This window comes from Shewanella spartinae (genome assembly GCF_019457555.1).
GTDB lineage: Bacteria > Pseudomonadota > Gammaproteobacteria > Enterobacterales > Shewanellaceae > Shewanella > Shewanella loihica.
On sequence record NZ_CP080418.1, the window covers coordinates 3,784,711 to 3,798,158 of the forward strand.

Here is a 13,448-nt window from a genome sequence, read left to right on the forward strand (position 1 = left end):
AAAATAGATCTTGATCATATTTCTAAATTTCAAGCATTTACAAAAACACCGCAATGGCTTAATTTTCATGCAAAATATCTTATAAATCCCGCCAACATTCAGATATCCAACAATTAAAAAACACATATCTAATTATTGATTATCTACAAAATGAAATAGCTGAATATAAGTATCTGACCAAGGGCTAAATTTTAATAATCCGATTTCAATAATTATTGTAAATAAATCCCATAGCGTAATAATTAAATCGAGAGTTAAAAATGAAAATAACCTTGGAGGTTTACTATGAACACCACCGCGACCGTTATTTTAAGCTATGCATTTATGTACTTTGTTTTGTTCATCATTTGTCCTCTCGTCATCGTGACCTTCGTCATGACGTGCATCAAGTTCTTTAGATCAAGCGAGAATCAGCTGGTCGATGCCGCCGTAAGCATCAAGCCTCACTTGCTCGACAAGGATTCAATGCACTTTTTGAAAGGCTTAAAGGCCATCGCCGCCAACCGCTACGATGTCCTTTACGGAGCGTCGCTGGTGAATGTAGTCGACTTAGATGACTCCCTCAGGAACCACGAAGAGGTACAGGACTTCATGGAGCACTGTCACCTGGATTACGTGGTCGTCGACAACGAATCTTCTGCGGTCAAACTCGTGGTGAGCGACCCTGCGGCCAGCTCTCCAGAGCAGATGAAGTTTGTCGAAAAATGTTTGGATTACATAGGGGTGCAGCTGATTAAGCTGGACAAAGACAAGCATTGCGACGAAGCCTTGCTGCGCACCGCACTCGCCGCCTGATGAGTGTCTCTCACCGCAACGCCCAATGAGCGTCAAACCGACCACTTGACGCTCCTCTTCCCCACAACGTCATGCTCACTGAGGTGTAAGGATGCATTATGTGTCAAATTACCCCTTGTACTACTCTGCTGCTGGCCAGCGTCCTAACACTTGGCCTGGTGGGCCTAACGCCCAATGCCTTAGCCGCCGACGAGCAAGCCAGCCGCAGCTGTATCAAGTGTCATAAACGCAATGGCCAACTCGAGGGCATACACGCCAGCCCTGGCCTCGCCATTCTCTGTCAGGACTGTCACGGCCCCAAAGGTAGCCATCCCAAGAAGGGATCGACCATCATGACCTTTGGGCCCGATAGCCCCTTCTCGGCTCAGCAACGCGGCGCCGTCTGCCTGACCTGTCACGACCATCAGGCCCTGGGTGAAGTTGAATGGACTCACAATGTGCACGCCAATCGCCTTGGCTGCGATCAGTGCCATAAGCTTCATCCCGAGACGGACCCTATGTTGTCGCTCGATACGCAGCAGCATAGCCAGCTGTGTGTCGGCTGCCACAAAGTCGAACAATAGGAGGCCTGTGATGCAAGTTTCTAAACGCCAATTTCTCAAGGGGGTTGGGGCCCTACTGGCCGGTGTCTCTGTGTATGGTGCCACCCGCACGCCCCAGGCCGATTCCCTGCTCCAGCCCGAGCAGGAAAGTGAGATCAAATACGCCATGGTGCATGATGAGAATGCCTGTATCGGCTGTAACGCCTGCGTCCAGGCCTGCCGCGAGGTCAATCATATTCCCGAGGGCGTCACCCGGGTGAAGATAGAACGCAAGGGCCCCTTCGGTGAGTACCCAGATCAGAGCTACCGCTTCAGCCGCGTCTCCTGTCAGCACTGCGAAGCCGCGCCCTGTGTAAGGGTCTGCCCCACAGGCGCCGCCTATATCGACAAAGAGACGGGCATAGTCGCGGTCAATAGCGACCGCTGCGTAGGCTGCCAGTATTGCATCGCCGCCTGCCCCTATCAGGTCAGGTATATCCACCCCGAGACCCGCACCGCCGACAAGTGCGATTTCTGTCAGAAGAGTCGCCTGGCCCAGGGGCTTCAGCCTGCCTGTGTCGAGGCCTGCCCTACCAAGGCACTGACCTTCGGCAACCTCAAGGATCCCGAGTCGGATCTGGTCAAGCTGCTTAAGCGCAAGCCCAGCTACCGCGCCAAGGTGGACCTGGGCACCCGGCCTAAGCTGTTCCATATTCAAACCATAGATGGGGAGATAATGCTATGAGTGCTTTTCATTTCGAAGGCCTGGTATGGCATTGGCCTATCGCCATATACCTCTTCCTCGCCGGACTGTCAGCTGGGGCGGTATTTTTCGCCATCATGCTGAAACATTTCAAGTTATCCCATGAGGCCTGGCATTCGCCCTTCGTGCAGGCGGCGGCCATCATAGCCCCGGTCGCCGTGTTTGGTGGCCTGGGGATCCTGGTATTCGACCTCACTAGGCCACTGGATTTCTGGAAGATCTTGGTGTTCTACAACACCAGCTCTGTGATGTCCATGGGGGTACTGGTGCTGATGGCCTATCAGCTGGTGCTGTTTGCCTGGATAGCCTGCGTCTTCCAGCGCCGCATTACTCAGCTGCTGGGCAAGCGTCTGCCTATCGCCAACCGGCTGCTGAACTGGCTGGTGAAACAGGAAGCGGCAATCACCGGCGTCTTGGTGATCCTCGCCATCTCGCTTGGGGCCTACACCGGCTTCCTGCTGTCGGCGTTGATCGGCTTCCCGCTGCTGAATAACCCGGTATTGCCGCTGCTGTTCTTGATCTCCGGGCTCTCCTCCGGCGCCGCCGCGACCCTGCTGGGTGGTGTGCTGCTTCGGGGTAATCCCAATGGGGTCGAGGTGCGTTTCATCCACGGTATAGAGATCCCGTTGATTTTAGTGGAGATTGGCCTGCTGTTTACCTTCTTCGCCGGATTGATCCTCTCTGGCGGCCAGAGCCAGGTCGCGGCGCTCAACGCCTTGGGCTTCGGCTTCTGGGGTTGGATCTTCTGGGCCGGCGTGATCGGCATAGGCCTCACCCTGCCACTGGCCTTCAACCTATGGATGAAGGTGTCGGCAGATCGTAAGTTCGCCTATGTGGCGGTCACCGCCAGCTTCAGCCTGATAGGGGTGTTCTTGCTGCGCAACTTTATCCTCTATACCGGCCAGATGACGGGGATCTAATCCCCGCTGGTCACTCACTCGCGGGCGTCGTCTGCACTGATCAGGTGCAGCGGCGCCCCGTCACTCAGGTAAGCCTCATCCACCTGATCCAGACCGTTGTAGCGGATCATATGGCGTAAGCCATCGATGTAGGCCAGACCTCGCTCGGAATATCGCTCCAGGGTGCCCGCCAGCACTAGGCCTGTGATCGGTTTGTTCTCGGCCCGCAGCTGCGCCCTTAGGCTTCTCAGCGACTGATAGGCGGCGTTGGTGTTGAGGTTAAGCAGATAGCCCTCCACCGAGGCCAGCGGCGTGTCGAAACGCGCCAGCCCATAGTTGCCCAGCTCCTTGCGCTGCGCCTTGGGGATCATCCCCTTGCCGCTAAAATCCCACTGGCCGAAGAAGGCGTTACCCTCGACGGTAAAGCGCGACGTCGCCCAGCCACTTTCCTCCGCCGCCTGGGCCAGCACCAGAGAGGGCGGCATGATGTCGACCCGCGCCAAAAGCTGTCCGCGCTGCTCCTCGGTCAGGCTGACACTCTCATCGGTTAACAGACGGTACTTGCGGGCCAGGGCCAGCAGCTCGGGGGCATCAGGCGCCGCCTGGGCGATAGTCTGCCGCTCCAGCAATATCTTCTCATTGGCTACCAGGATCAGCGGCGCCATCAGACGGAAGAACACCATCTTCTTCAGCTGCACCGGGATCTGCGACGAGGTCTTCTGCCAGCGCTCACTCACCGCCTCGAAGGTGAGCCTGGGCACCTCACGATTGCCCGCCTGCCAACCGGCTTGGTTATACCCCAGACTATCGAACAGGGCGATCAGCTCATCGAGGGAGTTAAGCACCACATCCTTGGGCGCCTTGGTCGGCCTCGCCTTGGAGACAGTCTTGAAGCTGGTCTGGGTCTGCTGACTGTCAGCCGGGGTCGCCAGCTCGCCAGCGTTTGCCACCGGCGGCTCCATCCCGGCAGCGGCCAAGGCAGGCGACAGGGCACCCGACTCATCGCTTGGGCGATACCAGAGCGCCCACAGCATCAGCAGCGAGGCAAGCAGGAGTAGCAGAGGCAATGCAATCTTGAGACGGCTATCACTGGGCATATAGGCTCCTTTGGCAGATAAGACGAGAGACATTAATCATTAATGTTAATGCCTACTCTAATCCATCTTTCGATGCGCGTCTTTAGCCAAGCTGTCGAGCAAGGCGCCGATCCTTCACCTAAACCCATACTCAAAACTACACTCACACCCACATTCCTAGACCTCAGTATCGATACAGAATTTATTCATACTAATCATTAAAAGATCATCTGCTTAATTAAATAAATCTTTAATTAATTAGAGCCAGAAAAATTAAATCCTGCACAATTAAGTTCTTCCATCAAATATTTAAAGTTCAAAAACCCCAAAGCCACATTTTTAGAGCCATCTATAAAAGATTCACAAACTGATATCACAAATTATTTCTAATTTAGAATAACCCGAAAGCTAACACCTAGCGGTAAACAGCTGGATAATAAAAGGTTAATTAATTTCACATTAAAGACCACAATCGAAAGATGAATGTGACAAAGACCGCAATATTGAGGTTAATGTTATTTTCATATTGAATAAAAATTATCGGTTTCATACATTGAATATTCGTCTCGAATTTAAATGTATCACTTTGTATCAAATTGGTGGTATATCAATTCTCACTTAGCTGGTTATATGTTGAAACAAGGATCTGTCACACTATCGAGCTTAAGCCTGTTACTTGGGCTACTGGTACTCACTCAGCTGAGCGGCGGCCTAATGGCACAGCAACAAGCCAGCAGTACCAGCCAAAGCCTGAGCTGCAGCGCCATCCAGGGAGATCGCCTGGCCACCAAGGAGGTGGCTCCAGCGGGACAAGACGCAGGTTTATCTTCCTGCTGGCACTGCACATATCAGCTGCTATTTCCCAGCATGCCACCGCTAAGTGGCGAGACCCACGAGAGTCAGGGCAACGGCATAACACTGACTGTTGTGATCTTCTGCCTGTTATTTCTCTCTGCCGGGCTGCCTGGTTACGGGCGAACGAAATACCGCACCCCAAAATCTATTATCGAGTGCATCTCTTTATTAATGAGCTGGATTAAACCTATTAAGGGCACTCCATCTTAGCCAACCAAAATACCATTTTGACTCGCGTAGATAGATAGCGCTGAGCCACTATTTATAACGCGATCAATTTTGACGGACAAACCTAGCCGCCAACCAAGCTATTTCTTTTAATTTATTTTAAATGAGGTTTATTTCATGCCTTATGCACACTCACGCCTGTCGAGTGCGAACCCGTGCGCGCCTATTTTCTTGCCCAAACCAACCATAGGGAAAATAGCCATGTGGAAAAAGACAATTTGGAAAAAAACCATGCGAGAAAAAACGGCGCAGCAAATAACAACATCTCTGTGCTTCATATTGGCTCTGCTGCTTTCGAATCAGGCATTAGCCGATAATGAAAACGTCGCCGCCGCCATAGACACCAAGCGCTCCCATTGGTCCGGTTATCTCAGTGCCAGCGCCGCCAGCAACACCTTCGAGCAGTCGGCCCCCAGCTCCTACCAGGCCCTCAGTGCCAGCGGCAGGATAGCCTACCGCGACACCTGGGGCAGCATACGTCTCTCCAGCGGCGGCGAGGTGGAGACGCGGCATATCCAGAGCTATTTCTACGACACCTTCTTAGAGTATCGCACCCCGTCCAAGGCTCTGGGCAATGACTGGAGCTATGTGGGCAGTGCCGGGGTCTATCTGCCTACCGGCCATACCAGCAAAGAAAACAAGTTGAGGGCCGCCCCTAGGCTGGCGGGCTATCTCTTCTACCGCCCGAACCAAGACTGGAACTTCTATCTCTCACCCCGGCTTAAATATAACGCCTATGAACATGAGATGGGCCGTCACGGCGAGCACTTCATCGAGCACAGCATCAGCCTGCTGGCCGATGCCACCTGGCAGTTCATCGACAATTGGTATCTGGATGTCAACGCCTCCTACACCATGAACAAGCCCTTTAACACCAGTCGTTACGACAACCGTTTCACCATCAGCGAAGAGATCGGCTGGTCCTTTGCCCCCACTTGGGTGGCGGCCATAGGCCACAACAACAGCGGCTATTTCTTCGACCCGGATCGCGGCCCGTCCCATAGCTTTACGCTCTACGACGAACGCAACTCCGTGTTTTATCTATCGATCACTAAATATTTATAAAAAGCACTTATAAATTAAACAACTAGGAGAGGTTTCAATGTACAAGAGCACTGTCGCCATCGCCATATTGAGCGCGATAGGATTAAGCGCCTGCGGCACAGACGAGCCGTATCAGGAGGTCAAGAAAGATGAGCGGATGATCGCCGTCAAAGACTTCAAAGATGCCACCACCAGCGGCGCCGCGGGGGATCAACTTACCTCCTCGACCACCACCGGCGAGCTGGCCAGCAAACAATCCGAGCGGCTCTTTCTCTACACCCGCAGCCTGGGTGAGGCACCGCGCTACTCGGCCCCCATCCATGGTTTCTCTCAGGGAGAAGCCAAGCTGGTAACCCTGCGGATGACGGAAAACGGCATCCAGCTGCGTCAGATCGACAGAGACAACATAGGTCTGGACCACGACTCGCGCTTCGATAACGAGTACAACAAGGCCCCAGTGCTGACCATTCCCGGCGACTACATCGACTTCCAGTGCCAGGAGGATAACTGGGGCGACTGTACCAACCGCGAAGAGGAAGTCACAGATCGCAACATCACCTGGGATCAGAAGAAGTTCTTCATTCCTAAGTTTGAAGGGGCGCAGATCGCCGAGGAGAACTACACGGATCTGGTCACCTTTAAGCAGTGCACCACGGAGACAGAGTCGGCCCACCTGGTAAAAGATGGCAACTGGGAAGGCTATGAGATGGACTTGGCCAAGGGGGTAATCAACTTCGAGATCGAGCACACCTATCAGGCCAATCCCGCCTGTTTCGGCAAGTTCTTCAAGGGCAGCTTCGACAACCTCTCCTTCACCACCACGGAATATATCTCTGTCGTGGCCCTGGATCAGTTGGCCAGCAAGGACTTTGTCACCATCCCTTATAGTGAGGATGAGAACGGCACCTTCGGCTTCTTCCGCACCCAGCATGAATACCGCGACGGCAACAATGCCGATGGCAAGGATGGCTATGTGCGCCAGTACCTCAACCATTTCAACCCCAAGAAGGAGGCGATCACCTACTTCTTGAGTAACAACTTCTTCGAGCCGAAGAATCAGCCCTTCCTGGACGCGGCCAAACAGAGCATTACCGCCATCAACATCCAGAACAAGCTGTTTGAAACCGACCTGCCGGAGCTCAAGCTGGCCCAGGCCAACGAACGCAGACACGGAGACTTGCGCTACAGCAACATTACCCTTTTCGACGAGCCGTTAGATAACGGCCTGGCCGGTTATGGCCCCTCTGCCGCCAACCCGCTCACCGGCGAGATCGTCAGCGGCCGGGTAGACCAATACAGCGCCAACCTACAACAGGGCTCGACCCGCTACTACCGCAGGGTGCAGCTGGACTACAATCGCGGCATGCTAGACCCTAACTCGGTCAAAGATCTTACCGGGGTCGACTACACCCCATCACAGGAAGCGGTAGATCGTGCCAATCAGGTGGCAGCCAACAAGCTCATTGCAGAGCAGAACAGTCAGAGCCAAGATCCTATGGTGCAGCAACCGCGCACCGAGGCCCAGCCCCAGACCATCATCCCGGATCTCTCCACAGATGATGCCAGCAACGCCCCCTTCGAGGAGCTGGTCAATCAGCAGAACAAGACCGAAGCCTTCTGGGCCGAGCATAATCTGATGAGTGTGGATCAGGCCTTCGGCCTCACAGGCGGCGCCCTGCGCGAACTGCCTCGCGGCATTCAGGGCTATGAGATCGACTGGAAAGACACTCAATTCTGGGTCGATGGCATCATAGGCGGCAAGCTGAAGGATATCGAAGCCATGCCCACCAGTTTCCAGGCGGATCTGGTAACTAAGCTGGCGGCTCAGGCCTTTGCCGGTACCCTCACCCATGAGCTGGGCCACACCCTTGGCCTGAGACACAACTTCGCCGGTAGCCGGGATCAAGCCAACTTCTTCAACGAAGAGGAGATCGCCAAGTTCAGCCAGGCCTTCAGCGAGGCGGGTTACCCGCATCTGACGGTCAAGGCCGATTTCTCCAGCCAGATGGACTATAACGCCGACCGTTTCGCCACCACCTTCCAGAAATACGATCTGGCGGCGCTGCGCTTCGGCTATGGTCGTCAGGTAGAGACCCAAGATGGCAGCCTGGTATCACTCGAAGCGGCCGATGCCAAGCGCCGCGAGGAGCTACGCCAGGGTAATATCACGGGCGAGATCCAATATGGTGCCCTGCATCAGATAGGCAAAGAGCACGACCTGCGTTACTTCGCCTTCTGTACCGACGGCCATGTGACCCTCAACAGCAACTGTAACCGCTTCGACGCCGGCACCAACAACGACGACATAGTGCAGTACTATATCGACAGCTACCACGACAGCTATGACACCATGAACGTGCGTCACTACCGTCAGACCCTGTTCGAAGATCATATCCTGCCTTACACCATCAATCGTCTGCGAGGCTTCAGCGACATACGCCAGTTCGTCGAAGACACGGCCACGGTTGAGGAGCTATTTGCCTTCGATCAGAACGAGCTGGCCGAGTTCTGCCCAGGCCATGAGAACTACTGGTTCTGCGCCTCGCAAAGGGCGGTGGAAAAGGCGGCCGATACCTTCCTTACCGCGGCCGGTCTGAGCGACATCTACCTGCATGTCACCTATCGCATGAACAGCGATGACAGCCGCGCCCTGACCAAGGTGCACTCGCTGGAAGATATTCTGACTCGCCTCTATCGTCTCAATGCCGGCAAGCTGGATGAAGGCTTCGAGCTGGGTCAGATCATCACCGCCTACGAGCAAGCCCCTGAAAAACTGAAAGAGCTGCTGCTCAAGGCCGATATCGTCGAGGCCTACCAGGACCTGCTCTACGCCGATGTCAGCGCCAACAAGGGACGCCTGCTCAACGGCGTCAAGGCCCCGGCATCGAGCCCGAACCATCCCTATGTCAACGAGCGTGACGTACTGGGCATGTGGCCCGATAAACTGCTGGCGATGCGTCAGCTGCTGACCCGCAAGTCGCCTCGCAGCACCACGGGCCGCACCTACTACGCCCTGGCTGATTATCCTAAGGTGAAGGATCAGCTCGAAGGCATGCTGTGTCAGATGACGCTGGGCAACACGGTTCAGGAGATCAACCAGTACCTGACCAAGCCTGTGCTGAGCGACAGCTGTAAGGCAGTAGATGCCAAATACTATGTCAACGACGTCGATTATGCCGACCAGCATATCGAGGCACTTCCTAGCTACGCTACCTCTCTGGGACGCTACTTCGGCTTCCCCCAGAGCAGCTATGAGATGAAGGGTAAGAGCAACCTGCTGCAGATGATACTCAAGCAGGTAGTGCTGGCATCGCGCGACAGCGATTATCGTGGCGAAGAGAAGGCCAGAGTGTGGCGCGAGTATGTGGGCATTCATCTTGCCAGCGATGCCGTTGCCGCCAGCAAGCAGATCAGCCTACAGGGCAAAAACTATGTGGCGACCGAGGAGAACCAGCTGGCTCTCATGCTGATCGACCAGATAGACACGCTCAAGGCACTCATCGCCAGCTCACCCGAGCTGATGAAGCATCAGATGAACAGCAAGGGGGAGACCTTCCAGCAATTGGTGGTTGACCCCATCATCGCCCGCGATGAGCGAGTGATCACTTACCTGCCAGTGCTTTAAGCCAGTAGATATCGTTCAGCAATAGAAAAAGAAGCCGCTCATCGGCTTCTTTTTTGCTTTAGGGCTAATGAGTTAGCCATGAACCTTAGCAAGTGAATTCTCGTTAAGTTTCGCCCTCCATCTCCCAAATCTTTACCTAGCTAGCGCCATGCCTGGGATGCAACATCTGTAGCAAAATGTATCATCTTGTTTAGACAGTTGTTTCACTACCCAATAATGGTTAACTTATGCCTGACAAACGTAAAGGAGAGCCCCTTCGATGGAGCCCGATGAGCAGCCATCTAATCAGTTAGCCAACACAGAGCCATCGGCAGAGACAAGTGCCAAGCAAACGGCGGACCTGATCGCCGAGTTAAAAGCCGAAAATGCGGCGCTCAAACGCGAGAACGCCAAGTTAACGTTGCTCAACGATCGCGCCGAAGAGAAACTCTTTGCCGCACTCGATGGCAACCGTCTCTGCCTGTGGGAGCAACATCTTCCCAGTGGCAACCTGACCATCTTCAACATGCGGTGGGGCGAACTGCTGGGCTTTAGTCGCGAAGAGCTGGCGGCCCATGTGGACAGCTGGAAACAAAATCTGCATCCGGAGGATAAGGAGTGGGTGATCAAGGCCTTCGAAGATCATGTAGAGGGCAAGTCTGACTACTATCAGGCGGTGCACCGCATGATCCATAAGGATGGCTCGGTCACCTGGGTGTCCGATCGTGGCCGTATCGTCGAGCGCAAGCCGGATGGTACGCCGCTACGCATGATGGGCACTCACATGGATATCACCCAGGAGAAGCGCTACGAGCAGGAGCTGTCTGAGCTGGCCCACTGCGACCCCCTCACCAATCTGAGCAATCGTAAGGCGATCACCCTGGCATTTGAGGAGCTGTATCAGCGAGGCAGGGGCAGCATCTTCTTTATCGATCTCGATGGCTTTAAGGAGCTCAACGACAAGCTGGGCCACAAGTTTGGCGACCACCTCTTGGTCCATGTGGCCCACACCCTCAGGGGCGTCATAGGCACTCAGGCCCAGATCGCCCGTCTCGGCGGCGATGAGTTTTTGATTTTGCACCCCAGCCAGGACCAGACCCTGCTGAGTGAGCGGGCCCAGTCGCTGTTGGATGTCTATCGTCAGGCGATCATCTTAGAAGGCACTGAGGTCAAACTCGGCCTGAGTATCGGCATCTACTGCTTCACCCCGAGTGATGACTTTGCCAGCGCCTGCGAGTTTGCCGACGCCGCCATGTACCGGGTCAAGGCCCAGGGCAAACACGACTACCAGTTCTGGCAGGCCGAGCAGGCGGCCGAGGGCTAGCCGCTATACTCATCTGAAGATTGAACTTACCCGAAGATTTAACTTATCTGAAGATTTTACTTACCCTAAGATTTAACTTATCTGAGCACCTTGCTCAAGAACGCCTGGGTGCGCGGTTCCTGGGGCTGACCGAACAGCAGCGCCGGCACATTACTCTCCACCACATAGCCGCCATCCATGAAGATCACCCTATCGGAGACATCCTTGGCAAAGCCCATCTCGTGGGTGACGATCACCATGGTCATTCCCGCCTGGGCCAGCTGCTTCATCACATCCAGCACGTCGCCCACCATCTCGGGGTCCAGCGCCGAGGTAGGCTCGTCAAATAGCATAAGCTCAGGCTTCATCGCCAGGGCGCGGGCGATGGCGACCCTCTGTTTCTGACCGCCGGACAGGCTGGCGGGATAGGCGCTCGCCTTATCACTCAGTCCCACCTGCTCCAGCAGGCGCATCGCCTCGCTATCGGCCTCGGCCTGGGTCATCAAGCCCAATTTCACCGGTGCCAGGGTGATGTTTTGCTGCACCGTCTTATGGGGAAAGAGGTTAAAGTTTTGGAACACCATACCCACCTTCTGCCGCAGCTTGTCGATGCAGGCATCTGGCGCGGTGATCGACTGACCATCGATCACTATCTCCCCCTGGGTGGGTTGTTCCAGCAGATTGATGCAGCGCAGAAAGGTACTCTTACCGCTGCCGCTGGGGCCGATGACGCTGACCACCTCACCCCGGGCGATCGACTCGTCAATCCCCTTGAGCACCTGGTTGTCGCCGAAATATTTATGCAGATTACTAATCTTAATCACTTTGCTTAAGCCTCTTCTCAAACTTCGACAACATAAAGGTGAAGCTATAGGTCAACGCCAGGTAGATGAGTGCACAGGTAAACAGAGGCACGCTGTCTTCGAAGGTGCGGCTACGTATGATCTCGCCCGAGCGCATCAGATCCACGCCGCCGATGAAGCCTATCACCGCGGTCTCTTTTAGCAGCACGATAAACTCGTTACCCAGGGCGGGCAGGATATTCTTGATCGCCTGGGGCAGGATCACCTCCTTCATGGTCACCGCCTGCGACAGGCCGAGGGAGCGCGCCGCCTCCGTCTGCCCCTTATCCACCGCCTGTATGCCGGCGCGGATGATCTCAGAGATGTAGGCGCCGCTGTTGAGGCCGAAGGCGATGATGGCCGCGCTCACCTTGTCCACGTCCCAGGTGGCCAGCACGATAAAGTAGAGGATCACCAACTGCACCACCACTGGGGTGCCGCGTATCACTCCCACATAGAGGTTGGCGGGCCAGCGCAGATACCAGCGGCTGGACATCTTCATCAATGTGGTGGCTACGCCCAGTATGGCACCCAAGATCATGGCGAACAGGGTCACGATCAGCGTCACCTTTAAACCATTGAGGATCAGGTAGATACCTATGAGTCCATCTTCACCTATAGGCGTAAACAGCGAGGAATTAATTGCATCTAACATGGCGACCTACTTCATGTGTTTGGCGAGCAGGGCGTCGTATTCACCATTCTGCTTCATGGTCGCCAGCGTCTTGTTGATGCTGGCCAGTAGCTCGGGCTGGCTCTTGGCCACGGCGAATCCATAAAACTCTGGGGGGAAATCCAGGCTGATAAGCTTAAGCTCAGGATTCTTGGCCAGGTAGTTGGCGGCCGGCTCGCTGTCGAACAGCACGAGATCCACCTTGCCGTTCTTCAGCTCCATGATCGCCTCGAAGCCGGTATTGAAGGCGGTCACCGACTGGGTGTACTTCTTGGCCATCATGTCGGCGGTTGAGCCCAGCTGCACCGCGAAGTGTTTACCGGCGAGGTCTGCCAGGCTATGGATGCTATCATTCTGTTTATTGACCAAGACCACCTGGGTCGCCTCGTAGTAGGGGTCGGAGAAGTCGACGCTGGCCTGACGCTCTGGAGTGATGGTCATGCCCGAGGCAATCATATCTATCTTGCCGGCGTTGAGGGCCACGATCAGCGAGTCGAACTTCATGTTCTCCACCTTGAGCGTCTTGCCCGCATCCTCGGCCACCTTGCGAGCCAGATCGATATCGAACCCCATCACCTGATCGCCGCTGACACCGCCCACATACTCAAAGGGCGGAAAGGCCGCATTGGTACCTACCACCAGATAATCTTTCTCTTTGCCACAGCCACTCAGCAGCAACAGGGCCGTAAAACCGGCTAACAGGATAGATTTGTTCATTATTTACTCTCTTACCAGGAATATTCGCTCAATTGGCCACGACTATAGGCAGCCCGACTCACACAGTCAATACTTATGCGATAAAAATGACTATTTAGTCATTTTATTTGCTTTTTATTAACATAAAC

12 protein-coding genes are annotated in these 13,448 nt (G+C 54.6%); 8 read left to right on the forward strand and 4 right to left on the reverse strand.

Annotated elements, in window-relative coordinates; translation table 11 throughout:
- Window positions 1–465: 465 nt before the first annotated feature.
- The 4 genes from K0I31_RS16395 to nrfD all read left to right on the forward strand — a co-directional run bounded on the left by K0I31_RS16395 (window position 466) and on the right by nrfD (window position 2,999).
- Window positions 466–795 (forward strand): PDDEXK family nuclease, encoded by a 330-nt coding sequence (locus K0I31_RS16395; RefSeq protein WP_398350090.1) that lies wholly within the window; start codon window positions 466–468, stop codon window positions 793–795.
- A 98-nt stretch (window positions 796–893) separates the two neighbouring features.
- Window positions 894–1,358, forward strand: coding sequence for a cytochrome c3 family protein (locus K0I31_RS16400; RefSeq protein ID WP_011866952.1), 465 nt, complete (start codon window positions 894–896; stop codon window positions 1,356–1,358).
- A 10-nt stretch (window positions 1,359–1,368) separates the two neighbouring features.
- Window positions 1,369–2,061 carry a 4Fe-4S dicluster domain-containing protein gene (locus K0I31_RS16405; RefSeq protein WP_011866953.1) on the forward strand — a complete coding sequence of 231 codons (693 nt, stop codon included), beginning with the start codon at window positions 1,369–1,371 and terminating at the stop codon, window positions 2,059–2,061.
- Entirely contained in the window at window positions 2,058–2,999 is a 942-nt protein-coding gene (gene nrfD / locus K0I31_RS16410) for a cytochrome c nitrite reductase subunit NrfD (RefSeq protein WP_011866954.1), read from the forward strand. The genes K0I31_RS16405 and nrfD overlap by 4 nt, the downstream gene beginning before the upstream one ends.
- A 14-nt stretch (window positions 3,000–3,013) precedes the next feature.
- On the opposite strand, the gene K0I31_RS16415 is transcribed toward nrfD, so the two are convergent.
- On the reverse strand, window positions 3,014–4,075 hold the full coding sequence (locus K0I31_RS16415) for a glucosaminidase domain-containing protein (RefSeq protein WP_220079074.1): 1,062 nt from the start codon (window positions 4,073–4,075) through the stop codon (window positions 3,014–3,016).
- 609 nt (window positions 4,076–4,684) lie between these two features.
- Between K0I31_RS16415 and K0I31_RS16420 the strand changes: the two genes are divergently transcribed.
- The 4 genes from K0I31_RS16420 (at window position 4,685) to K0I31_RS16435 (ending at window position 11,109) form a co-directional block, all read left to right on the forward strand.
- Window positions 4,685–5,119, forward strand: a complete 435-nt coding sequence (locus K0I31_RS16420) for a hypothetical protein (RefSeq protein ID WP_220079075.1) — start codon at window positions 4,685–4,687, stop codon at window positions 5,117–5,119.
- 249 nt (window positions 5,120–5,368) lie between these two features.
- Window positions 5,369–6,202 carry a hypothetical protein gene (locus tag K0I31_RS16425; RefSeq protein ID WP_220079076.1) on the forward strand — a complete coding sequence of 278 codons (834 nt, stop codon included), beginning with the start codon at window positions 5,369–5,371 and terminating at the stop codon, window positions 6,200–6,202.
- A 37-nt stretch (window positions 6,203–6,239) separates the two neighbouring features.
- On the forward strand, window positions 6,240–9,806 hold the full coding sequence (locus K0I31_RS16430; protein WP_220079077.1) for a zinc-dependent metalloprotease: 3,567 nt from the start codon (window positions 6,240–6,242) through the stop codon (window positions 9,804–9,806).
- A gap of 259 nt (window positions 9,807–10,065) precedes the next feature.
- Window positions 10,066–11,109: a diguanylate cyclase domain-containing protein gene (locus tag K0I31_RS16435; protein WP_258406525.1), complete on the forward strand. Its 1,044-nt coding sequence runs from the start codon at window positions 10,066–10,068 to the stop codon at window positions 11,107–11,109.
- Window positions 11,110–11,186: 77 nt separating this feature from the next.
- Here the strand turns inward: K0I31_RS16435 and K0I31_RS16440 are convergent, their stop codons facing one another.
- Genes K0I31_RS16440 through K0I31_RS16450 form a run of 3 tightly spaced genes read right to left on the reverse strand, consistent with a single transcriptional unit; the run spans window position 11,187 to window position 13,320 of the window.
- On the reverse strand, window positions 11,187–11,912 hold the full coding sequence (locus K0I31_RS16440; protein ID WP_220079078.1) for an amino acid ABC transporter ATP-binding protein: 726 nt from the start codon (window positions 11,910–11,912) through the stop codon (window positions 11,187–11,189).
- Window positions 11,905–12,585, reverse strand: coding sequence for an amino acid ABC transporter permease (locus K0I31_RS16445; protein WP_011866961.1), 681 nt, complete (start codon window positions 12,583–12,585; stop codon window positions 11,905–11,907). The genes K0I31_RS16440 and K0I31_RS16445 overlap by 8 nt, the downstream gene beginning before the upstream one ends.
- Before the next feature lie 6 nt (window positions 12,586–12,591).
- The gene (locus tag K0I31_RS16450; RefSeq protein WP_220079079.1) at window positions 12,592–13,320 is read right to left on the reverse strand and encodes a basic amino acid ABC transporter substrate-binding protein; all 729 of its coding nucleotides are present in this window, start codon (window positions 13,318–13,320) and stop codon (window positions 12,592–12,594) included.
- Window positions 13,321–13,448 lie beyond the last annotated feature (128 nt).

Bases quoted from the DNA above. Each gene is read 5' to 3' on its own strand.
- K0I31_RS16450 (WP_220079079.1), bottom strand. From the start codon at position 13,320: ATGAACAAATCTATCCTGTTAGCCGGTTTTACGGCCCTGTTGCTGCTG.
- K0I31_RS16400 (WP_011866952.1), top strand. From the start codon at position 894: ATGTGTCAAATTACCCCTTGTACTACTCTGCTGCTGGCCAGCGTCCTA.
- K0I31_RS16395 (WP_398350090.1), top strand. From the start codon at position 466: ATGCACTTTTTGAAAGGCTTAAAGGCCATCGCCGCCAACCGCTACGAT.
- nrfD (WP_011866954.1), top strand. From the start codon at position 2,058: ATGAGTGCTTTTCATTTCGAAGGCCTGGTATGGCATTGGCCTATCGCC.
- K0I31_RS16435 (WP_258406525.1), top strand. From the start codon at position 10,066: ATGGAGCCCGATGAGCAGCCATCTAATCAGTTAGCCAACACAGAGCCA.
- K0I31_RS16415 (WP_220079074.1), bottom strand. From the start codon at position 4,075: ATGCCCAGTGATAGCCGTCTCAAGATTGCATTGCCTCTGCTACTCCTG.
- K0I31_RS16420 (WP_220079075.1), top strand. From the start codon at position 4,685: ATGTTGAAACAAGGATCTGTCACACTATCGAGCTTAAGCCTGTTACTT.
- K0I31_RS16430 (WP_220079077.1), top strand. From the start codon at position 6,240: ATGTACAAGAGCACTGTCGCCATCGCCATATTGAGCGCGATAGGATTA.
- K0I31_RS16445 (WP_011866961.1), bottom strand. From the start codon at position 12,585: ATGTTAGATGCAATTAATTCCTCGCTGTTTACGCCTATAGGTGAAGAT.
- K0I31_RS16425 (WP_220079076.1), top strand. From the start codon at position 5,369: ATGCGAGAAAAAACGGCGCAGCAAATAACAACATCTCTGTGCTTCATA.
- K0I31_RS16405 (WP_011866953.1), top strand. From the start codon at position 1,369: ATGCAAGTTTCTAAACGCCAATTTCTCAAGGGGGTTGGGGCCCTACTG.